Origin of the sequence: Streptomyces sp. NPDC046215, from assembly GCF_040646215.1 — a bacterium.
GTDB lineage: Bacteria > Actinomycetota > Actinomycetes > Streptomycetales > Streptomycetaceae > Streptomyces > Streptomyces stramineus.
Window position 1 is genome coordinate 13,948 of the sequence record NZ_JBEYZW010000003.1, and the last position, 19,290, is coordinate 33,237.

Sequence of the window (19,290 nt, forward strand, 5' to 3'; positions counted from 1 at the left end):
GCCCCTGGCCGTCCCGCCCCCGGAACCTTCCCCCGCCCCGCCCGCACCGGCACCCCACCCGACCAGCCCCGCCCCCGCGGCCGCCGTGCTTCCCGCGGTCGTCCTCCGTCGCCCCCGGCCTTCCCTGCGCGTTCCGCGCCCGGTTCCCCGGGCGGGCGCCCCACCCACGCCACGGGCAGTCACCCACCCGTTTCCCCGGCGCGCTCCCCGGCCGGAGACCCCCACCCGATGCCGCCGTCCACCCGGTCACCGTCCCTGGTCGCCACATGTAACCAATTTGCCCTGTTTTAGTAGTCGCTCGCCGGGTTACCCAGGGTGCGTGCTCATTACCCCCGCCCCCCGCGCCCGGACCGCCCCGGCCGAAGGCCCGTGGCTCTTTCCCCCCGGCCCCCCGGGCCGGCCTGCCGCCACGGCCTGCCGCACGCCGCGCCCCCCGGGCCTGCCGCACGCCGTCCTCTTCGACCGCGACGGCACCCTCATCGAAGACGTCCCCTACAACGGCGACCCCCGCCGCGTCCGCCTCATGCCCCACGCCCGCGCCGCCGTGGACACCGTCCGCTCCTGGGGCGTGCCGGTAGCGGTCGTGAGCAACCAGTCCGGCGTCGCCCGCGGCCTCCTGGACCAGCGGCAGGTCCGCGCCGTCCAGGAACGCGTCGAAGCGCTCCTGGGCCCCTTCGCCGTGTGGGCCGTCTGCCCCCACGGCCCCGACGACGGCTGCGCCTGCCGCAAGCCCGCCCCGGGACTCGTCCACGCCGTCTGCGAACGCCTGGGCACCGACCCCCGGCGGGTGGCCGTCATCGGCGACATCGGCTCCGACCTCGCCGCCGCCCGCGCCGCCGGGGCCCGCGGGCTGCTCGTCCCCACCCCGGTCACCCGCGCCGAGGAGACCGACGCCGCCCCCGAGACGGCCCCCGACCTGCTGGCTGCGGTGCGCCTGCTGCTGCCCGGCGCCCAGGGGGCCGCATGACCACAGGCGGACACACCCTGGTGGTACGGCTCGACAGCGCGGGCGACGTGCTGCTCGCCGGGCCGGCGATCCGCGCCGCCGCGGCGGCCTCCGCCCGCACCACCCTGCTGTGCGGCCCCCAGGGCGAAGCCGCCGCCCGGCTGCTGCCGGGCCTGGACGACATCCTGGTCTACGACGCCCCCTGGGTCGGCTTCGACCCGCCCCCCGCCCGGCGGACCGACATCAACGCCCTGCTGGGGACGCTCACCGCCCGCCGCTTCGACCGCGCCCTCATCCTCACCTCGTACCACCAGAGCCCGCTGCCGGCCGCCCTCCTGCTCAGAATGGCCCAGGTGCCCTGGATCGCCGCGGACAGCGAGGACTACCCCGGCTCCCTCCTGGACCTGCGCCACCACCGCGCGCCGGACCGCCACGAAGCCCGCGCCGCCCTCGACCTCGCCGAAGCGGCCGGCATGCGCCTGCCCCCCGGCGACACCGGCGGCCTGCGCGTGTCCTGCGCGAGCGCGGCCCCCCACCTGACGGGCACCGACCCGTACCTGGTCGTCCACCCCGGGGCCGCCGTACCGGCCCGCGCCTGGAGCGCCCACCGCGCCACCCGCGCGGTCGCCGCCCTGGCCGCCGCCGGGCACCGCGTCGTCGTCACCGGCGGCACGGCCGAACGCGAGCTCACCCGGACCGTCGCCGGCCGGCACGCCCTCGACCTCGGCGGACGGACCGCCCTGCCCGAACTCGCCGCCGTCCTCACCGCCGCGAGCACCGTCGTCACCGGCAACACCGGCCCCGCCCACCTCGCCGCCGCCGTCGCCACCCCCGTCGTGTGCCTCTTCGCCCCCGTCGTGCCGGCCGACCGCTGGGCCCCCTACCAGGTGCCCCACGTCCTCCTCGGACACCAGGACGCCCCGTGCGCCGGCAGCAGGGCCCGCACCTGCCCGGTCCCCGGCCACCCCTGCCTCGACGCGGTGACCGACACCGAGCTCCTCACCGCCGTGGACACACTGCTCAGCCGCAGCCGCGGCTCCGACCAGGAGGTCACCGTATGAACATTCTGCTGTGGCACGTGCACGGCTCGTGGACCACCGCCTTCGTCCAGGGCCCCCACACCTACCTCGTCCCCGTCACCGAGGACCGCGGCCCCGACGGGCTGGGCCGGGCCCGTACCTACTCCTGGCCCGACTCCGTCCGCGAACTGACCCCCGACCAGCTCCGGGACGCCCCCCTCGACCTCGTCCTCCTCCAGCGCCCGCACGAGGAGGAGCTGGCCGCACGCTGGCTCGGCGGCCGCCGCCCCGGCCGCGACATACCGGCCGTCTACCTCGAACACAACGCCCCCGGCGGCAACGTGCCCGACACCCCCCACCCCTGCGCGGACCGCGGCGACCTGACGCTCGTTCACGTCACCCACTTCAACCGCCTCTTCTGGGACAACGGCACCACCCGCACCGAAGTGATCGAGCACGGCATCGTCGACCCCGGCCACCTCTACACCGGCGACCTGCCCCGGGCCGCCGTCGTCGTCAACGAACCCCTGCGCCGCGGCCGCACCACCGGCACGGACCTGCTGCCCGCCCTCAGCGAAGCCGCCCCCCTCGACATCTTCGGCATGCGCACCGAAGGTCTCGCCCGCCACCTCGGCCTGGCACCCGACCGGTGCGCCACCGCCGACCTGCCGCAGAGCGAGCTGCACGCCGCCATGGCCCGGCGCCGCCTGTACCTGCACCCCGTGCGCTGGACGTCCCTGGGCCTGTCCCTGCTCGAAGCCATGCACCTGGGCATGCCCGTCGCCGCCCTCGCCACCACCGAGGCCACCGAAGCCGTCCCCCCGGGCACCGGCACCCTCTCCACCCGACCCCGGGCCCTCGCCGACGCCGCCCGCCACTACCTGAGGAACCCCGCGGCCGCCGCGGAGGACGGCGCCCGCGCCCGCGACGCGGCCCTGGCCCGCTACGGACTCAAGCGCTTCCTCGACGACTGGGAAGCCGTACTGGAGGAGGCGCTCCGCCGATGACCGCCCCCCGCCCCGGCCGGACCGTCGCCCTGGTCTCCGAACACGCCAGCCCCCTCGCCGTCCTGGGCGGCGTCGACGCCGGCGGCCAGAACGTCCACGTCGCCCACCTGGCCGCGGCCCTCGCCGACCGCGGCCACCACGTCACCGTCTACACCCGCCAGGACGCCGCCCACCTGCCCGCGCGGGTGCCGCTGCGCCCGGGCGTCGACGTCCGCCACGTCCCGGCCGGCCCACCGCACCACGTGCCCAAGGACCAGCTCCTGCCCCACATGGAGCAGTTCGGCCGGTTCCTGATCAAGGAATGGGCCCAGCGGCCGCCCGACATCGTCCACTCCCACTTCTGGATGTCCGGCGTCGCCGCCCTCGCCGCGGCCCGGGAGCTCTCCCTGCCCCTGGTGCACACCTATCACGCCCTGGGCACCGTTAAGCGCCGCCACCAGCGCGAGGAGGACACCAGCCCACCGGACCGCATCGCCCTGGAACGCGCGGTCGGCGAAGGCTGCGACCGCATCATCGCCACCTGCCGCGACGAGGTTCGCGAACTGGCCGCCATGGGCATCCCCGAGCACCGCACCGCCATCGTCCCCTGCGGTGTGGACCCCACCGTCTTCAGCCCCTACGGCCCCATTGCCCCCCGCAGCCGGCGCCGCCACCGCCTGCTCCAGATCGGCCGGCTCGTCCGTCGCAAAGGCGCCGCGCTCTCGGTCACCGCCCTCACCGCCCTGCCCGGCACCGAACTCCTCATCGCCGGCGGCCCCCCGCCCCACCAGCTCCACCAGGACCCCGAAGTCCGCCGGCTGCGCGAGATGGCCCGCCGCGCAGGGGTGGCCGACCGCGTCCGCTTCACCGGCGGACTGCCCCGCGAGAGCGTCCCCGCCCTGCTGCGCAGCGCCGACGTGGTGCTCTGCCCCGCCGACTACGAGCCCTTCGGCATCGTGCCCCTGGAAGCCATGGGCTGCGGCACCCCCGTCGTCGCCACCGCCACCGGCGGCCACCTCGACACCGTCGCCGACCCGGCCACCGGACGGCTGTTCGCCCCCGGCGACCCCGGCGCACTGGCCGAGGCCGTCGCCGCGCTCCTGGCCGACCCCGCCCGGCGCGCCGCCTGCAGCGTCGCCGGCCGCCGCCGGGTCCTGGCCCGCTACGGCTGGGACCGGGTGGCCGCCGCCACCCAGGACGTCTACGACGACGTCCTGGCCCGGCGCCCGGCCGCGACGGGAGCGCACTGACCCCCGGCCGCCGCCCGGGTTCCACGACCGCAACAGGTGAAGCACAGGCGAAGGAGGCAAGGGCCGCCCCGGCCACCACCGGACGGGCCCCACCCACCATGACCGACTCCCTGCACGCCGCACACGCCCACTGCCAGTCCCTGCTCGACGCCGTCGGCCACCTCCGCCGGCGCGGCCTGGGCCGGCTCACCGAATGGGGCGACCACCTCGCCGCCGTCCTCCACCTCGGCGGCCGCCTCCTGGCCGCCGGCAACGGCGGCAGCGCCGCCCAGGCCCAGCACCTGACCGCCGAACTCGTCGGCCGCTACCGCACCGAGCGCCCCGCCTACTCCGCGATCGCCCTGCACGCCGAGACCTCCACCCTCACCGCCATCGGCAACGACTACGGCTTCGAGGAGCTCTACGCCCGCCAGGTGACCGCCCACGGCAGACCCGGCGACGTCCTGATGCTGATGTCCACCTCCGGCCGCAGCCCCAACCTGCTGGCCGCCGCCGACACCGGCCGCGCCGCCGGCCTGCGGGTCTGGGCCATGACCGGCCCCCGCCCCAACCCGCTGGCCGACCGCGCCGACGACTCCCTGTGCATCGAAGCGGACAACACCGCCACCGTGCAGGAAGCCCACCTGGTGGCCCTGCACCTGCTGTGCGAGTCCTTCGACGCCGCGGCCCGCGCCACCCCCCGCCTGCCGGCCACCGCCCCGCTCCCCGGCCTCACCACCGGAGCACCCCCGCCCGCCGCGCCCGGCCCCGGAGTCCCGGCCGGCTCAAGGGAGACACCGTGAACACGCACCCCCACCAGCACGCCGGCAGGAACACCGGCGGACAGCAGCCCCTCCTCGTCGTCGGCGACACCCTCCTGGACCAGGACATCGACGGCGAGGCCACCCGCCTGGCCCCCGACGCCCCCGCACCCGTCGTGGACGTCCGCCACCACCGCAGCCACCCCGGCGGCGCCGGCCTCGCCGCCGCCCTCGCCGCCCGCGACGGCCGCACGGTCGTGCTGGTCACCGCCCTCGGCGACGACCGGGCCAGCGACACCGTCCGCCGGGCCCTGGCCGGCCGCGTCCACCTCGTGGAGCTCTCCCTCGACGGCACCCTGCCCGTCAAGACCCGCGTCCGCGCCGGCGACCGCCCCCTCGTCCGCATCGACGACGGCGGCGGCACCCCCGGTGAGCCCGGCGACGCCGTGCGGGAGGCGTTCGAGGAGGCCGGCGCCGTCCTCGTCGCCGACTACGGCCGCGGCACCGCCCGCGCCGTCCGCGACCACCTGGAGTCCGTCGCCCGGCGGGCACCGGTCCTGTGGGACCCCCACCCCCGGGGCGACACCCCCGTCCCCGACGTCCGGCTGGCCACCCCCAACGCCGCCGAGGCCCGCGCCCTGGCACCCGCCACCACCCCGCCCACCACCGGCGACTCCCTGCGCGCCCACGCCCTGCGCGGTGCCCGGCTCGCCGCACACTGGCAGGCCGCGGCCGTCGCCGTCACCCTCGGCGAACGCGGTGCGATCCTCACCCGCAACGGCACCGACAGCCCCATGCTCGTGCCGCCCCCGCACCCGGCCACCGGCGACCCCTGCGGCGCCGGCGACTGCTTCGCCGCCGTCGCCGCCGCCGCGCTGGGCGACGGCGCCCTCCCCGAGGAAGCCGTCCAGCGGGCGGTCGCCGAAGCGGCCGCCTTCGTCGCCGCGGGCGGCGCCGGCGACCACCGCCTGTGGGACCCCCAGGGCCCCCCGCCCCCGCCCGCCCACCACCCCCACGACCCCTTCACCCTCGCCGCGGCCGTCCGCGCCCGCGGCGGCACCGTCGTCGCCACCGGCGGCTGCTTCGACCTCCTGCACGCCGGCCACGTCGGCCTCCTGGAAAGCGCCCGCCGCATCGGCGACTGCCTCATCGTCTGCCTCAACTCCGACGACTCCATCCGCCGCCTCAAAGGCCCCGGACGCCCCCTGACCCCCGAAGCCGACCGCATCCGCGTCCTGTCCGGCCTCGGCTGCGTCGACGCCGTCGCCGTCTTCCGCGAGGACACCCCCGAAACCCTGCTGCGCACCCTGCGCCCCGACGTCTGGGCCAAGGGCGGCGACTACACCGCCGAAACCCTCCCCGAAGCGGCCGCCCTGCGCGAATGGGGCGGACAGGCCGTCACCCTGCCCTACCTCGCCGGGCGCTCCACCACCGAACTCGCCCGCCGCGCCGCCCTCGCCCGCACCACCGGGACCCGCCGGTGACCCGCCACCGGCCCCGCCTGCTCGTCCTGCGCGCGCTGGGCCTCGGGGACCTCCTCACCGCCGTGCCCGCCCTGCGGGCCCTGCGCCGGGCCCACCCCGGCCACACCCTGGTCCTCGCCGCACCCGCGCGCCTGGCCGAGGCCGCCGCGGCCACCGGCGCCGTCGACCACCTGCTGCCCGCCCAAGCCCCCGGCCGGGCCGTCCCCGCCACCCTGAACTGGACCGGCCCGCCCCCCGACCTCGCCGTGGACCTGCACGGCAACGGCCCGCCCAGCCACCTCCTGCTGCACGCCCTGGGCCCCCGCCGCCTCTACGCCTACGCCCACCCCGGCACCCCCCGGCTCCCCGGCCCCTCCTGGCGCGAGGACGAGCACGAACGGGCCCGCTGGTGCAGGCTCCTGCGCTGGTACGGCATCCCGGCCGACCCAGGCGACCTGCGCATCCCCCCGCCCGAGACCCCCTCGCCCGCCCCCGGCGCCGTCGTCGTCCACCCCGGCGCGGACGCCCCGGCCCGCCGCTGGCCCCCCGGACACTTCGCCACCGTGGCCCGCGCCCTGCACCGCGCCGGACACCGCGTCGTCCTCACCGCGGGCGCCGGCGAAGGCCCCCTGGCCCACCGGATCGCCGCGGAAGCGGGCCTGCCCGCCTCCGCCGTCCTCGGCGGCACCACCGACCTGCCCTTCCCGCGCCTGGCCGCCCTCGTCGCCCACGCCCGCGCCGTCATCGTCGGCGACACCGGCCTCGCCCACCTCGCCACCGCCCTGGACACCCCCTCCGTCATCCTCTTCGGCCCCGTCGCCCCCCGCCTGTGGGGACCACCGGACAGCCCCCGCCACCACGTGCTGTGGCACCCCGGGCCCGACGACACCGCCCGGCCCGGCGACGCCCACGGCCCCGTCCCCGACCCCCGGCTGCTGCGCGTCACCCCCCAGGAGGTCCTCACCGCCGTCGGCCGGCTGCCCGCGCCCCACCCCGCCGCCGAGCCCGTGTCATGACGCCCGCCCGCCCCGCCGCCCGGACCGGCGTCGTCGTCATCACCCGCGACCGCCGCGAGCGCCTCCTGCACACCCTCGACCGGCTCGCCGCCCTGCCCGAGCGCCCACCCGTCGCCGTCGTCGACAACGCCTCCACCGACGGCACCGCCGAGGCCGTCCGCGCCCGCCACCCCGCCGTCACCCTGCTCACCCCGGGCCGCAACCTCGGCGCCCCCGGCCGCAACCTCGGCGCCGCCGCCCTGACCACCCCCTACGTGGCCTTCGCCGACGACGACTCCTGGTGGGAAGCCGGCGCCCTGACCCGCGCCGCCCGCCTCTTCGACACCCACCCCCGCCTCGCCCTGATCGCCGCAGCCACCCGCGTCGGCCCGTCCGGCCGCCCCGACCCCCTCAACCAGGTGCTGGCCACCTCACCCCTGGGCCGGGCCCCCGACCTGCCCGGCCCCTCCGTCCTGGGCTTCCTCGCGTGCGCCGCCGTCGTCCGCCGCGAAGCCTTCCTGGCCGCCGGCGGCTTCGACGCCCTCCTGCACTTCGGCGGCGAGGAAACCCTCCTCGCCCTCGACCTGGCCGCCGCCGGCTGGGGCCTGGCCCACTGCCCCCAGGTCATCGCACGGCACGACCCCGACCCCGGCCCCCGCACCGGGCGCACCGCCCGGATCCTGCGCAACGAACTCCTCACCGCCTGGCTGCGCCGCCCCCTGCCGCACGCCCTGGCCCGCACCTGGGCCCTGGCCCGCGCCTGCCCCGCCGACCGCGACGCCCGCACCGCCCTGGCCGGCACCGCCCGCCGCCTGCCCACGGCCCTCACCCGCCGCCGTCTCCTGCCGCCCGCCGTCGAACACGACCTCAGAACCCTGGAAGCCCCGCCCGCCGCCCCGCCGCGGCCCCCCACGTCCCCGCCCGCACCGCACGACCGCGTCACACCCAGGGAGAGCAGCCGTGACTGACCCCCGCACCACCGTCGTCGTCATCACCCACAACCGGCGCGACGAACTCCTGCACACCCTCGACCGGCTCGCCGCCCTGCCCGAGCGCCCACCCGTGACCGTCGTCGACAACGCCTCCACCGACGGCACCGCCGAGGCCGTCCGGGCCCGTCACCCCGCCGTCACCCTGCTCACCCCGGGCCGCAACCTCGGCGCCACCGGCCGCAACCTCGCCGCCCGCCTGGTCACCACCCCCTACCTCGCCTTCTGCGACGACGACTCCTGGTGGGAAGCCGGCGCCCTCACCGGCGCCGCCGACCTCCTCCAGGCCCACCCCCGCCTCGCCGCCGTCACCGCCCGCATCCTCGTCCACCCCACCACCGGCGAAGCACCCTTCGAGGACCCCATCGTCACCGAACTGCGCCACTCACCCCTGCCACGCCCCCCGTGGCTGCCCACCCCCGCCCTCGGCTCCTTCCTCGCCGCCGCCACCGTCCTGCGCACCGACGCCTTCCGCGCCGCCGGCGGCTTCTCCCCGCGCCTGTGGCTCGGCGGCGAGGAAGAACTCCTGGCCGCCGACCTCGCCGCCCACGGCTGGTGGCTCACCTACGCCGACCACCTGACCGCCCACCACCGCCCCTCGCCCCACCGCGACACCCGCCTGCGCCGCCGCCACGGCATCCGCAACACCCTGTGGTTCACCTGGCTGCGCCGCCCCGCCCCCGCCGCCCTGCGCCGCACCGCCCACCTCGTCCGCACGGTGCCCCGCGACGTCACCTCCGCACGCGCCTTCGCCGAAGCCGCCGCCGGCATCCCCTGGGTCCTGCGCGAACGCCGCCCCCTGCCCCGGCCCGTCGAGGACCGGCTGCGCCTGCTCGAAGCCCCCCAGAAGACCTCCACCGCCCGCCGCTATGTCGGCTGACGCCCCCACCGCCGGGCCCCGCGTGCTGCTCACCGGCTGGTTCAGCTTCCTGCACGGCGAAGTCACCGCCGGCGACATGCTCGCCGCCCAGGCCGTACAGAACACCCTGCGCCGGGCCTGCGTCGCCCACGACACCGCCTGGTCCCCGGTCTTCGCCCCCCACGCCCTGCACCTGGAGGACGCCGACCCCGACCGCTACACCCACCTGGTCTTCACCTGCGGCCCCCTGCACTCCCACCCGGCCCCCGACGGCTCCAGCCCTCTGCTCGACCTGCACACCCGCTTCGCCCGGTGCCGCCGCATCGCCGTCGGCGTCTCCGTCCCCGATCCGGCCGACCCGGCCGCCACCCTCTTCGACGACCTCCTGCACCGGGACACCGCCGGCCGGCCCCCCACCGTCGACCTCAGCCTCCACGCGCCCCCGCCCGCCGGCCGCCCGCTGGTGGGCGTCATCCTCACCCACGGGCAGGACGAATACGGGCCGCTGCGCCGGCACACCGCCGTCACCCGCGCCCTGACGGACTGGCTCCCCACCACCGAAGCGGCCCGCCTGCCCCTGGACACCCGCCTCGACACCCGCGACTGGCGCCTCCCGGCGACCCCCGACGAACTGCACACCCTCCTGGCCCGCCTCGACGCCGTGGTCACCACCCGGCTGCACGGCATGGTCCTCGCCCTGCGCGCCGGGGTGCCCGCGCTGGCCGTCGACCCCGTCGCCGGCGGAGCGAAAGTCACCGCACAGGCCGCCGCCCTGGGCTGGCCGGCCGTCCTGCCCTGCGACGGCGCCCACCCCCACCACCTGGACCGGCTGCTGCGCTGGTGCCTCTCCCCGCAGGGCCGCCGCCGCGCCGCCTCCTGCGCGGCCCGCGCCGCCGGCGCCACGGTTCTGGACGATCTCCTGCGCCGCCTGGAACCGGCCCCCGCCCACCCCACCGCACCGGCGGCCGGGTGAAGCCGGGGCGCCGCCACCGGGCGTCGCCACCGATCCGCGCGCACTGCGGCGAGGATCGGCCCTATCGGGCCGGTACCACGTCGAACATCCCGCAACACGACCGAGAAGAGGACGAGAGATGACCACAGCTCGCGAAATCATGACCGAAGGCGCCGAATGTGTGGGCGCCCAGGAGAGCGTGCTGGACGCCGCGCGGAAGATGACTCAGCTCGGCGTGGGAGCACTGCCCATCTGCGGCACCGACGACAAGCTCAAAGGCGTGCTCACCGACCGGGACGTGGTGGTGAAGGTCCTGGGCGCCGGCAAGGACCCCGCCGCCGTGAAGGCGGGCGAACTCGCCCAGGGCGAAGCCGTCACCATCGGCGCCGACGACGACGCCGGCGAGATCCTGCGCACGATGGGCGCGCACAAGGTGCGCCGGCTGCCGGTCATCGACGGCCACCGCCTGGTGGGCATGGTCGCCCTGGCCGATGTGGCCCGGGCACTGCCGGACCGTCAGGTGGGCGACCTGCTCGAAGCCCTCTCCAGCGACTGACCGCCCCGCCCTCCCCGCTCTCCCGCCCCACCCGGTCCCACCGGGGGGGAGCGGGGAGGGGCGGGGGAGCGAGTGGCGGATGGGCACCGCAAGGTCACGGCAGGGGGGTGCCGCCCGTGGCGTTGAGGATCTCGGCGGTGATGTAACTCGCTTCCTGCGAGGCGAGGTAGACATAGGCCGGTGCCATTTCGGCGGGCTGGGCCGCCCGGCCCATCGGACTCTGCTTCCCGAATTCGGAGGTTTCCGGCAGAGTCGCGGGGATGAGGGGGGTCCACACGGGCCCGGGCGCGACGGCGTTGACGCGGATGCCCCGTTCGGCGAGCTGCCCGGCCAGCCCCTGGGTGAAGGTGGCGATCGCACCCTTGGTGGTGGCGTAGTCCAGCAGGTGAGGGCTGGGTTTGTACGCCTGCACGGACGTGGTGTTGATGATGCTGCCGCCTTCGGGAATATGCGGCAGGGCGGCCTTGCAGAGCCAGAACATCGCGTACACATTGGTGCGCATCACCCGGTCGAACTGCTCGGTGGTGATCGCTTCGATCCCGTCGGGCTGGGACATCTGGTAGGCGGCGTTGTTCACCAGCACGTCGATGCGGCCGAACTCCCGCACGGCCCGGTCCACCACCCGGTGGCACTCGCCTTCCTCGCGCAGGTCGCACGGCAGGGCCACCGCCCGGCAGCCGGCCGCCTCGACCAGTCGCGACGTCTCGTGCGCGTCGTCCTCCTCCTCGGGCAGATGGGTGAACAGCACGTCCGCACCCTCCCGGGCGAACGCCAGCGCCACCGCCCGCCCGATGCCCGAGTCACCACCGGTCACCACGGCCCGGCGGTCCTGAAGCCGCCCGCTGCCCCGATAGGAATCCTCACCGTGATCCGGGCGCGGATCCATCGGCCCGGTGCGGCCGGGGTGGGACTGCTCCTGCTCGGGGAACTCCGGGCGCGGGTAGCGCTCGGCCGGGTTCTCCTCGTTCTCCTGCGACATGACGATCACCTCCTGGGGTCGGGTACCCGACTTCGGCCACCGCAGACGGGTGGATCCCCGCAGCATCCGGACGGCGTAAACGGAAGGGACCGGGCGGCTGCGCCGCCGCCCTGCCACCGGGCCCGCCGACCGCCGGAGACACGGCGGCCGACCGTGTCACCGCGCACAGGGAGCCGGTAGGAAAGCGCGGCCGGGGGGTATCCGGAAGGTCATGCCCGCCGATCCGGCCCCCGAGGAGACCCCCATGCGTGCCCTGGCCCTGGTGTGTACGTTGAACGCGTCCCCGACCCCGTCCTCCAGCCACCTGCTGGCCGACCAGGTGATGGCCGCCCTCGCCGAAGGCGGCGCGCAGACCGAGACCGTGCGCGTGGCGGACCACGACGTCCGCCCCGGAGTAGCGGTCGACATGGGCGAAGGGGACGCCTGGCCCGCGCTGCGCGCCAAAGTGATGGCGGCCGACATCCTCCTGATCGCCACGCCCATCTGGCTCGGACACCCTTCCAGCATCTGCCAGCGGGTCCTGGAACGCCTGGACGCCGAACTCTCCGAGACCGACGACCAAGGGCGCATGCTCACCTACGGCAAGGTCGCCGCGGTGGCGGTGGTCGGCAACGAGGACGGCGCCCACAAGGTGAGCGCCGACGTCTTCCAGGCCCTTGACGACGTGGGCTTCTCCCTCGCCCCCGGGGCCGTCACCTACTGGGTGGGCGAAGCCCAGCAGGGCACCGACTACCAGGACCTGGACGCCACCCCCGACGCCGTCGCCGCCACCACCCGGACCCTCGCCGCCAACGCCCTGCACCTGGCACGGCTGCTGCGCGACCACCCCTACCCGCCGAGCTGACCCCGCCCCCGCGAGGCGGTGACCCGGCGGAGGCGGTGACGGGAGCGGGCCGGTGGCGGGATCAGCGGCAGTGTCCCGTCACTCGGCGGCCTGCTGTGCCCGGGCGTACGCGAGGTGCAGCGCGTTCGCGGCTGCCACGGCCGTCATCGCGGCGGCCGTCCACCGGGTGGTCCGGGGCAGCAGGGCCAGGCCCGCGAGCCCCGCCGTGCCGACCCACTGCGTCATGCACAACGGGCAGCTCACCAGCTCGCCGACGGCGTGCCGCACGGGGCCGGGGCGCGGTGCCTCAAGGATCTCGCCGGGCCCGGCCGTCCCCTGGTAGGTGGTGAACGGGGCCCGCAGCGGCGCCGTGACGGAACTCTTGGTGAGGGTCCGGCTGAGCTGGAAGGTCGCGGTGCTCACCAGGGCCAGATCGGTGAGGTCCGGGCGCCCGGCCAGCGGGCCGCGGCGCCGGACGGCCGCGACCAGGGCGGCGGCGGACGCCGCATAGGCACCGAGCAGGACGGTATAACCCCGCAGCGGACGCGCCCCGCCGGCCTCGTCCGCCCCCTGCTCGTACTCGGCATGGACCCGCGCCCACCAGCCGCACACCCGCTCACCTGCCCGCACACTGCCCTCCGCCTCGTCCCTGACCCGCACAGCGCGGGAGCGCCCGGGTACCGGGCGCCCCCGCCGTCGTCGCCTGCCGCCGTCCCGCGCCGCTCAGCCGGCGGCGGGCCCGATCTCACCCGCGACGGACAGTTCGTGGAGGAACTGGTGGCACTGTGCCGCCCGGCGGGAATCCTCCTCCATCACCGTCCGGAAGAACTCGGCGATCTCCTTCTTGCCCGCGTTCTCCGCGTCGCGGACGTACTGGCCGTAGTCGTGTCCCGCCTTGAGGGCGTGGTACTGCACCGAGATCAGGTCGAACGCGACATCGCTGAAGCCGGTCTCACCGGTAGCCATGGCCTACTTCCTTCCTGCCGGGCGGTCACCCGCGTGGTCCTGGACCCTCCGGTTACCCCCCGAGGCCGCTCTCACACAGACGCGTTCCCCCGCAGGCCCGCTCCCTCAGGTATCCCGTCGCATCGGTCCCCAGGGGCCCGGCTGCGTCTCGATCTCCCTGGTCGCTTCGTCGATCACCTTCGGGTCGATCCAGGCCAGGGGCTCCACGTCGCGCACGAGCGGCTCGTTGTCCGGGCCGCGGCCGTTCTCCCGGCCCCGCAGCAGCCACGGGCGCACGTCGCCGCCCCTGAGCCGGGGGAGATGGCAGTAGTCGTAGAGGCGGCGGGCGGCCCAGAGCCGCACCGGCCGGTCCTCCCACCAGGGCTCGACGTCCAGCGGGCTGGCGGACAGCCCGGGCAGCGGCACACCGGTCAGCTCGTCCCTGCTGGAGGCGGTGGACAGGTCGGCCTCCGGGCCGAGGGACCACCGCACGTACAGGCGCCGTGTGCGGGTGATCCGGTCGGCCACCTCGTCCAGCGCGTGCAGGGTGGTGAGGTCACCGGATCCGATCTTCACAGCACCTCTGTGCCCCTTTCTCACCGCCGCATGCACCAGGGACCGCGGCGGCGAGAAAGGGGCGCCGCCCGGCCGGCCGGGTCAGCCCTCCTCCTCCGGTACGCGCAGGGCGATCAGGCAGATGTCGTCGCGGCCGGTGGCCGCGGGCTCCGCCAGCAGGGTGTCGCAGAAGACATCGAGGGATTCGCCGGCCAGGAGGGCGGCCGTGCGGGCGAGGCGGTCCAGACCCTGGTCGATGTCCTCGTCGGGGCGTTCGACGAGGCCGTCGGTGTAGAGCAGGAGAGTGCTGCGGGCGGGGAGGAGCTCGACGGCGCTGGTGCGCCAGTCGTCCTGAGTGGGCAGGCCCAGCAGCGGGGACGCCGCCCCGTCGAGGTAGCGGGTGCGCCCGTCGTGGGTGACCAGCAGCGGCGGGGGGTGGCCGGCGACGCTGTAGTGCGCCTGCCAGCCGCTGCCGGCGTTCTCCAGACGGGCCAGGACACAGGTGGCCGTGCCCTCCTCGGGGTTGAGGATCTGGGTGGCGATGTCCAGGCGCCGGATGATGTCGCCGGGCGGCTCCAGGCGGTCGGCGGCCAGGCCGCGCAGCATGTTGCGCATCTTGCTCATGGTCACGGCGGCGCCGATGTCGTGCCCGGCGACGTCCCCGATGGTCACGACCAGGGCCCCGTCGGGCAGGACGAAGGCGTCGTACCAGTCCCCGCCGACCTCTGCGGCGGTGGGGCTGGGCAGATAGCGGGCGGTGACGCACAGCCGGCCGTACCGGGGCGGGTCGGTGAGCAGGCTGTGCTGCAGGGCGAGCGCGACGCGCCGGGTGCGCTGGAACTCGGCGATGTGCCGCAGCGACTCCTGGGCCTGCTCGAGGAACTCGCGCATCAGGGCCACGTCGGCGGGCCCGAAGGGCTCCCGGTCCCCGCAGGCGAACGCGTCGACGACGGCGGCGAGGGTGCCGTCGATGACGATGGGCACGACGACCATGCTGTGGGCTCCGGCCCGGGCGAGCCAGGAGACGGTGGCGGGCGGGGCGGTGTCCGGCGGAATGGTCTCCGGGGTGAAGGTGGCGTGGATGGTGCGCCGCTCGCGGACGGCCCGGGCGAAGGCGCTGCCCGCCGCGAGGTGTTCCTCACGGCGCCCGGGAAGCTCGGACGGAAGCCCCTCGCGGGTGCGGGTGGCGACCCGCTCGACCGTGATCGGCCCCTCCGCGGCCACATGGCCGTCGGGGGCCGGCAACAGGTAGATGCCGCACTTGTCGGCCAGCGCCGGGACGATGACGTCACCGAGGGCGGCCAGCGCGCTGCGCGGCTGGGTGGCCTCCGCCAGCACGGCCGCGGCACGCACCAACAGGTCCTTGCGCCGCCGCTCCAGCCACTGCTGCTCGATGTCGGTACAGGTGCCCACCCACTCCACGACGGTGCCGTGCTCGCGGACCGGGGCGGCCTTGACGTCGAAGTGCCGGTAGGTGCCGTCGACGGTGCGCAGCCGGTAGACGTACTCGAACTGGTCGGGCACCTCTTCGAGAGCCTGCTGCCAGGCGGCCGTCATGGGGGCCCGGTCGTGGGGGTGGAGGGCGTCGACCCAGCCCTCGCCGCGGAACTCCTCCCAGGTCTGGCCGGTCACCTCCTCCCAGCCCGGGCTGGGCTCGATGGTGCCGCCCTTGGCGGCGGTCACCCACATCATGCGGACGCCGGTGGCCGCCAGGCTCTCGTAGCGGCGCAGCGCCCGCAGGCGCTCCTCCGACAGCAGGCGGGCTCGTGCGGCGCTCTGCACCTCCTCGGTCACCTCCATCGCCACGATCAGCACACCGCGGTAATCACGGCTCGCGGAGAGGGCGGAGAGGCTGACGGTGAAGAAGCGCTCCTCGGTGTCCGGCGGCCGGCCGGTGCGGAGGGGCGCGGCGGTGACGGTGACCGGCTCGCCGGTGCGCAGGACCTGGTCGAAGAGGGCGAAGTGCTCCGTCTCCCGCAGCTCGGGGAAGGCTTCGGCCAGCGGCCGGCCCAGCGGCCGCTCGCCGAAGAGCTCACGGTGGACACGATTGGCGTAGGCCAGGGTGTGCCGGGGGCCGTGGGTGACGGCGACGGCGACGGGTGCGGGGTCGAACATCGCCCAGTCCGGGCGCCAGGAGGGCTCGTCCGGAGGCGGTGGGGGTCCTGGCGGCCGTGTCATCTCACCAGAGTGCCGCAGGGCGGGGCCCGGGCCCTCGCGCGGCGGCCGGGTGCGTCAGGGTGACGGAGCGACGGCCCGGCAGGCCCTCCGGCGTCCCGCGCCGGCGCTCGCCGTGCCAGCGGCCCCCGCACCCCTCCCGCGTCCCTCGGCCGTGGTCGCATGCGCCGCCGCGATCCGGGTACCCAGGAGCCGCCCCACCCCACCCGCGGTGGGATCGCGCTCATGACCCGAAGCGAAGGACGGTCGACATGGCCCGGAACCAGCCCAGGAACGCACCCCGTGACCCCTACGAGCGGGCCCGCGACGAGCGGGAACCGGGGGCCCACTCCGGACAGGAGAGCCAGGCCCGTGAGCGCACCGTGCCCGGCACGGCGAGCGCTGCGGAGGGTTACCGGACGGAGGGCGGCACGGCACACGACGAGCCCCTCGAAGGGGTGAGGGCGCAGGGCGGGCGGACGAAGAAGGACGCCAAGAAGGAGCGGACGCGCGGGGAGGGACACGGCAAGAGCACTCAGCCGTGACGCACCCGGCCACGGCCGGGCCGCCGTGCCGGCAGCAGCCGCGCCCCCGGCCCGTGGCCGGGCGGTCTCAGCCGTTCTCCGCCGGCACCCCGATGCGGTGCAGCGTCACCGGACCGAGGCTCCGGCCGGTCACCCGGGTGGTCATGTACGTATGGTGCGGCTGACGGCGCCGGTCGGTCGGTGAGCCGGGGTTCAGCAGCCGCAGGCCGCCCGGCGCCACGGTGTCCCACGGGATGTGACTGTGGCCGAACACCAGCACGTCCGCGTCGGGGAACCGCCGGGCACACCGCTGCTCACGCCCCTGCGCGGCCCCGGTCTCGTGCACGACCGCGAACCGCACCCCACCGAGCTCGGCCCGGGCGACCTCGGGCAGCCGGGCCCGCAGGCCGGGGCCGTCGTTGTTGCCGTACACCCCGATCAGCCGCCGCGCGCGCGAGACGAACAGGTCCAGTGCCGCTTCGTCGACCCAGTCCCCGGCGTGGATCACCACATCGGCGCCGTCGATCGCCTCCAACAGCTCCCGCGGCAGGGACTTCGCCCGTTTGGGCAGGTGCGTGTCGGACGTCAGAAGTACTCGCATGACTACCTGCCGATCTCACCCGTACGGGCGGGCCCGCACACCGGCCCGCACGAGGTCACGAGGGCCTCACGGACCCCTGCGGCCTCCGAAGTGAATGAATCCGCTGCCTTTGCGTACTCGTACGCCATGACAACTCCCAGCATGGACCCCGACCCCGACGACACCACCGGCCTGGAGCCGGGTGGGGGAGTGCCCCCGGGCGAGACCCCGCCCGCCGAGGGAAGTACGTCAGAAGCAGGCCCCCGGCACAACCCGCCGAAGGGGTGGGCCGGAATGCCGATGGCGGTGATCCTGGTCGTGGTCCTGCTCTTCGCCGGGCTCTTCGTGGCCATGGCGGTGTCCCTGCTGTCCGGCTGAACCCGGGCCACCGAAGCCGAGCGGCGCGGTGTCCTCCCGGAACGCGTGTGCCCCCGGTCCCGCCACACATGGGTGACGGGTCCGGGGGCACGGGGACGCGGTGATTACTCGGTGGTGCCGGCGCGCCGCAGCTCGGCCTCACGCTTGGTGGACGCCACGCGGCCACGGACGAGGTACCAGCCACCGACCAGCGCCGCCGCGATCAGCGGCAGGCACAGGATGGTGGTACGGCTCGCGCCTTCGTCGGCGGCCATCAGGCCCAGGACGCCGGCGAGGAACACCAGGGTGACGATCTGGGTGTAGGGGGCCCAGGGGAGCTGGTAGGAGGGGCGGGTGACGCGGCCCTCCTTGGCACGGCGCCAGAAGAGCAGCGAGCAGAGCATGATCATGCCCCAGGTGCCGATGATGCCGATCGCGGCGAAGTTCAGCACGATCTCGAAGGCGTTCTCGGGGACGACGAAGTTCAGGCCGACGCCGAGGACGCAGAAGAACGCGGTGAGCAGGATGCCGCCGAAGGGCACCTGGCCCTTGTTCATCAGGCCGGTGAACTTCGGTGCCGAGCCCGACATGGCCATCGAGCGCAGGATGCGGCCGGTGGAGTAGAGGCCCGAGTTGAGGCTGGAGAGGGCGGCGGTCAGGACGACGAGGTTCATCACGCCGGCCGCGTAGGGCACGCCGATCTTGGAGAGGACGGTGACGAAGGGGCTCTCGTCGCCGGTGAAGGCGTTGTACGGCAGCAGGAGGGCCAGCAGGACGACCGAGCCGACGTAGAAGAGCCCGACGCGCCACATGATCGAGTTGATCGCCTTGGGCATGATCTTCTCGGGGTTCTTCGTCTCACCCGCGGCGACGCCGCACAGCTCGACGGAGGCGTAGGCGAAGACGACACCCTGGATGACCATCAGCATGGGCATCACACCGGACGGGAAGAGCCCGCCGTTGTCGGTGATGTTGGCCAGGCCCGGCGTGGAGCCGCCGACGTCGTGCTGGGTGACCAGCAGGAAGATGCCGATGCACATGAACAGCACCAGCGCGCCGACCTTGATGATCGCGAACCAGAACTCCATCTCACCGAAGTACTTCACCGAGATCAGGTTCACGGCGAGGACGACGGCGAGGGCTATCAGGGCGAGCACCCACTGCGGGATGTCGCTGAACATGCCCCAGTAGTGGGTGTACGTGGCCACCGCGGTGATGTCGGCGATGCCGGTCGTGGCCCAGTTCAGGAAGTAGAGCCAGCCGGCGGTGAAGGCGCCCTTCTCGCCCATGAACTCACGCGCGTAGGAGACGAACGCGCCGGAGGACGGGCGGTACAGGACGAGCTCGCCGAGCGCCCGGACGACGAAGAAGGCGAAGACGCCGCAGACGGCGTAGGCGATGAAGAGGGAGGGCCCCGCGTTGGCGAGGCGGCCGCCGGCGCCGAGGAAGAGACCGGTGCCGATCGCCCCGCCGATGGCGATCATGTTGACGTGGCGGGACTTGAGGTCCTTGCTGTAGCCGGCGTCGCCGGCGTCGACGTGGGCGGACGCCGGCGCGGGCGCCGAGGGGTCGGGCTCGGTGCCGGCCGCAGTGAGGGTGCGGTCACTCATGTATGTGT

The 19,290-nt window shown here is 75.4% G+C and carries 21 protein-coding genes; 14 read left to right on the top strand and 7 right to left on the bottom strand.

What is annotated here, in order from left to right:
• Positions 1–439 precede the first annotated feature (439 nt).
• The 11 genes from ABZ951_RS02045 (at position 440) to ABZ951_RS02095 (ending at position 10,755) form a co-directional block, all read left to right on the top strand.
• Complete coding sequence (locus ABZ951_RS02045) at positions 440–967, top strand: HAD-IIIA family hydrolase (RefSeq protein ID WP_344084758.1); 528 nt, start codon at positions 440–442, stop codon at positions 965–967.
• Complete coding sequence (locus ABZ951_RS02050; protein ID WP_344084743.1) at positions 964–2,007, top strand: glycosyltransferase family 9 protein; 1,044 nt, start codon at positions 964–966, stop codon at positions 2,005–2,007. The genes ABZ951_RS02045 and ABZ951_RS02050 overlap by 4 nt, the downstream gene beginning before the upstream one ends.
• A complete protein-coding gene (locus ABZ951_RS02055; RefSeq protein WP_344084740.1) occupies positions 2,004–2,972 on the top strand; it encodes a glycosyltransferase in 969 nt (322 codons plus the stop codon). Before ABZ951_RS02050 ends, ABZ951_RS02055 begins: the two co-directional genes overlap by 4 nt.
• A complete protein-coding gene (locus tag ABZ951_RS02060; RefSeq protein WP_344084737.1) occupies positions 2,969–4,201 on the top strand; it encodes a glycosyltransferase in 1,233 nt (410 codons plus the stop codon). The genes ABZ951_RS02055 and ABZ951_RS02060 overlap by 4 nt, the downstream gene beginning before the upstream one ends.
• Before the next feature lie 98 nt (positions 4,202–4,299).
• On the top strand, positions 4,300–4,983 hold the full coding sequence (locus tag ABZ951_RS02065; protein ID WP_344084734.1) for an SIS domain-containing protein: 684 nt from the start codon (positions 4,300–4,302) through the stop codon (positions 4,981–4,983).
• Positions 4,980–6,425 (top strand): D-glycero-beta-D-manno-heptose 1-phosphate adenylyltransferase, encoded by a 1,446-nt coding sequence (gene rfaE2, locus ABZ951_RS02070; RefSeq protein WP_361278553.1) that lies wholly within the window; start codon positions 4,980–4,982, stop codon positions 6,423–6,425. Before ABZ951_RS02065 ends, rfaE2 begins: the two co-directional genes overlap by 4 nt.
• Positions 6,422–7,420, top strand: a complete 999-nt coding sequence (locus ABZ951_RS02075; RefSeq protein WP_344084728.1) for a glycosyltransferase family 9 protein — start codon at positions 6,422–6,424, stop codon at positions 7,418–7,420. Before rfaE2 ends, ABZ951_RS02075 begins: the two co-directional genes overlap by 4 nt.
• The gene (locus ABZ951_RS02080) at positions 7,417–8,367 is read left to right on the top strand and encodes a glycosyltransferase (protein ID WP_344084725.1); all 951 of its coding nucleotides are present in this window, start codon (positions 7,417–7,419) and stop codon (positions 8,365–8,367) included. The genes ABZ951_RS02075 and ABZ951_RS02080 overlap by 4 nt, the downstream gene beginning before the upstream one ends.
• Positions 8,360–9,268, top strand: a complete 909-nt coding sequence (locus ABZ951_RS02085) for a glycosyltransferase (protein ID WP_344084722.1) — start codon at positions 8,360–8,362, stop codon at positions 9,266–9,268. The genes ABZ951_RS02080 and ABZ951_RS02085 overlap by 8 nt, the downstream gene beginning before the upstream one ends.
• Positions 9,258–10,220: a polysaccharide pyruvyl transferase family protein gene (locus ABZ951_RS02090; RefSeq protein WP_344084719.1), complete on the top strand. Its 963-nt coding sequence runs from the start codon at positions 9,258–9,260 to the stop codon at positions 10,218–10,220. The genes ABZ951_RS02085 and ABZ951_RS02090 overlap by 11 nt, the downstream gene beginning before the upstream one ends.
• A 118-nt stretch (positions 10,221–10,338) precedes the next feature.
• On the top strand, positions 10,339–10,755 hold the full coding sequence (locus ABZ951_RS02095; protein WP_344084716.1) for a CBS domain-containing protein: 417 nt from the start codon (positions 10,339–10,341) through the stop codon (positions 10,753–10,755).
• A gap of 94 nt (positions 10,756–10,849) precedes the next feature.
• Here the strand turns inward: ABZ951_RS02095 and ABZ951_RS02100 are convergent, their stop codons facing one another.
• On the bottom strand, positions 10,850–11,734 hold the full coding sequence (locus ABZ951_RS02100; protein ID WP_344084713.1) for an SDR family oxidoreductase: 885 nt from the start codon (positions 11,732–11,734) through the stop codon (positions 10,850–10,852).
• 244 nt (positions 11,735–11,978) lie between these two features.
• Between ABZ951_RS02100 and ABZ951_RS02105 the strand changes: the two genes are divergently transcribed.
• A complete protein-coding gene (locus ABZ951_RS02105) occupies positions 11,979–12,578 on the top strand; it encodes an NAD(P)H-dependent oxidoreductase (protein ID WP_344084755.1) in 600 nt (199 codons plus the stop codon).
• Between the two features lie 78 nt (positions 12,579–12,656).
• Here the strand turns inward: ABZ951_RS02105 and ABZ951_RS02110 are convergent, their stop codons facing one another.
• From ABZ951_RS02110 to ABZ951_RS02125, 4 genes are all read right to left on the bottom strand, one after another.
• A complete protein-coding gene (locus ABZ951_RS02110; protein WP_344084711.1) occupies positions 12,657–13,187 on the bottom strand; it encodes a DUF1360 domain-containing protein in 531 nt (176 codons plus the stop codon).
• A gap of 93 nt (positions 13,188–13,280) precedes the next feature.
• Positions 13,281–13,523 (bottom strand): acyl carrier protein, encoded by a 243-nt coding sequence (locus ABZ951_RS02115; protein ID WP_344084708.1) that lies wholly within the window; start codon positions 13,521–13,523, stop codon positions 13,281–13,283.
• Between the two features lie 105 nt (positions 13,524–13,628).
• On the bottom strand, positions 13,629–14,078 hold the full coding sequence (locus ABZ951_RS02120; RefSeq protein WP_344084705.1) for a DUF6098 family protein: 450 nt from the start codon (positions 14,076–14,078) through the stop codon (positions 13,629–13,631).
• A gap of 81 nt (positions 14,079–14,159) precedes the next feature.
• Entirely contained in the window at positions 14,160–16,235 is a 2,076-nt protein-coding gene (locus ABZ951_RS02125) for a SpoIIE family protein phosphatase (RefSeq protein WP_344084702.1), read from the bottom strand.
• 248 nt (positions 16,236–16,483) lie between these two features.
• Here ABZ951_RS02125 and ABZ951_RS02130 point away from each other — a divergent pair, with 248 nt between their 5' ends.
• On the top strand, positions 16,484–16,756 hold the full coding sequence (locus ABZ951_RS02130; protein WP_344084699.1) for a hypothetical protein: 273 nt from the start codon (positions 16,484–16,486) through the stop codon (positions 16,754–16,756).
• A 67-nt stretch (positions 16,757–16,823) separates the two neighbouring features.
• On the opposite strand, the gene ABZ951_RS02135 is transcribed toward ABZ951_RS02130, so the two are convergent.
• Entirely contained in the window at positions 16,824–17,336 is a 513-nt protein-coding gene (locus ABZ951_RS02135) for a metallophosphoesterase (RefSeq protein ID WP_344084696.1), read from the bottom strand.
• 126 nt (positions 17,337–17,462) lie between these two features.
• On the opposite strand from ABZ951_RS02135, the gene ABZ951_RS02140 reads away from it, so the two are divergent.
• Complete coding sequence (locus tag ABZ951_RS02140) at positions 17,463–17,693, top strand: DUF6480 family protein (protein WP_344084693.1); 231 nt, start codon at positions 17,463–17,465, stop codon at positions 17,691–17,693.
• Positions 17,694–17,797: 104 nt separating this feature from the next.
• On the opposite strand, the gene ABZ951_RS02145 is transcribed toward ABZ951_RS02140, so the two are convergent.
• Entirely contained in the window at positions 17,798–19,282 is a 1,485-nt protein-coding gene (locus tag ABZ951_RS02145; RefSeq protein WP_344084691.1) for an amino acid permease, read from the bottom strand.
• Positions 19,283–19,290 lie beyond the last annotated feature (8 nt).

Excerpts from the sequence above, each read along its gene's own strand:
- ABZ951_RS02050 (WP_344084743.1), top strand. The coding sequence starts at position 964 with ATGACCACAGGCGGACACACCCTGGTGGTACGGCTCGACAGCGCGGGC.
- ABZ951_RS02055 (WP_344084740.1), top strand. The coding sequence starts at position 2,004 with ATGAACATTCTGCTGTGGCACGTGCACGGCTCGTGGACCACCGCCTTC.
- ABZ951_RS02060 (WP_344084737.1), top strand. The coding sequence starts at position 2,969 with ATGACCGCCCCCCGCCCCGGCCGGACCGTCGCCCTGGTCTCCGAACAC.
- ABZ951_RS02065 (WP_344084734.1), top strand. The coding sequence starts at position 4,300 with ATGACCGACTCCCTGCACGCCGCACACGCCCACTGCCAGTCCCTGCTC.
- ABZ951_RS02080 (WP_344084725.1), top strand. The coding sequence starts at position 7,417 with ATGACGCCCGCCCGCCCCGCCGCCCGGACCGGCGTCGTCGTCATCACC.
- ABZ951_RS02090 (WP_344084719.1), top strand. The coding sequence starts at position 9,258 with ATGTCGGCTGACGCCCCCACCGCCGGGCCCCGCGTGCTGCTCACCGGC.
- ABZ951_RS02095 (WP_344084716.1), top strand. The coding sequence starts at position 10,339 with ATGACCACAGCTCGCGAAATCATGACCGAAGGCGCCGAATGTGTGGGC.
- ABZ951_RS02100 (WP_344084713.1), bottom strand. The coding sequence starts at position 11,734 with ATGTCGCAGGAGAACGAGGAGAACCCGGCCGAGCGCTACCCGCGCCCG.
- ABZ951_RS02105 (WP_344084755.1), top strand. The coding sequence starts at position 11,979 with ATGCGTGCCCTGGCCCTGGTGTGTACGTTGAACGCGTCCCCGACCCCG.
- ABZ951_RS02115 (WP_344084708.1), bottom strand. The coding sequence starts at position 13,523 with ATGGCTACCGGTGAGACCGGCTTCAGCGATGTCGCGTTCGACCTGATC.
- ABZ951_RS02125 (WP_344084702.1), bottom strand. The coding sequence starts at position 16,235 with ATGACACGGCCGCCAGGACCCCCACCGCCTCCGGACGAGCCCTCCTGG.
- ABZ951_RS02130 (WP_344084699.1), top strand. The coding sequence starts at position 16,484 with ATGGCCCGGAACCAGCCCAGGAACGCACCCCGTGACCCCTACGAGCGG.
- ABZ951_RS02135 (WP_344084696.1), bottom strand. The coding sequence starts at position 17,336 with ATGCGAGTACTTCTGACGTCCGACACGCACCTGCCCAAACGGGCGAAG.
- ABZ951_RS02140 (WP_344084693.1), top strand. The coding sequence starts at position 17,463 with ATGACAACTCCCAGCATGGACCCCGACCCCGACGACACCACCGGCCTG.
- ABZ951_RS02145 (WP_344084691.1), bottom strand. The coding sequence starts at position 19,282 with ATGAGTGACCGCACCCTCACTGCGGCCGGCACCGAGCCCGACCCCTCG.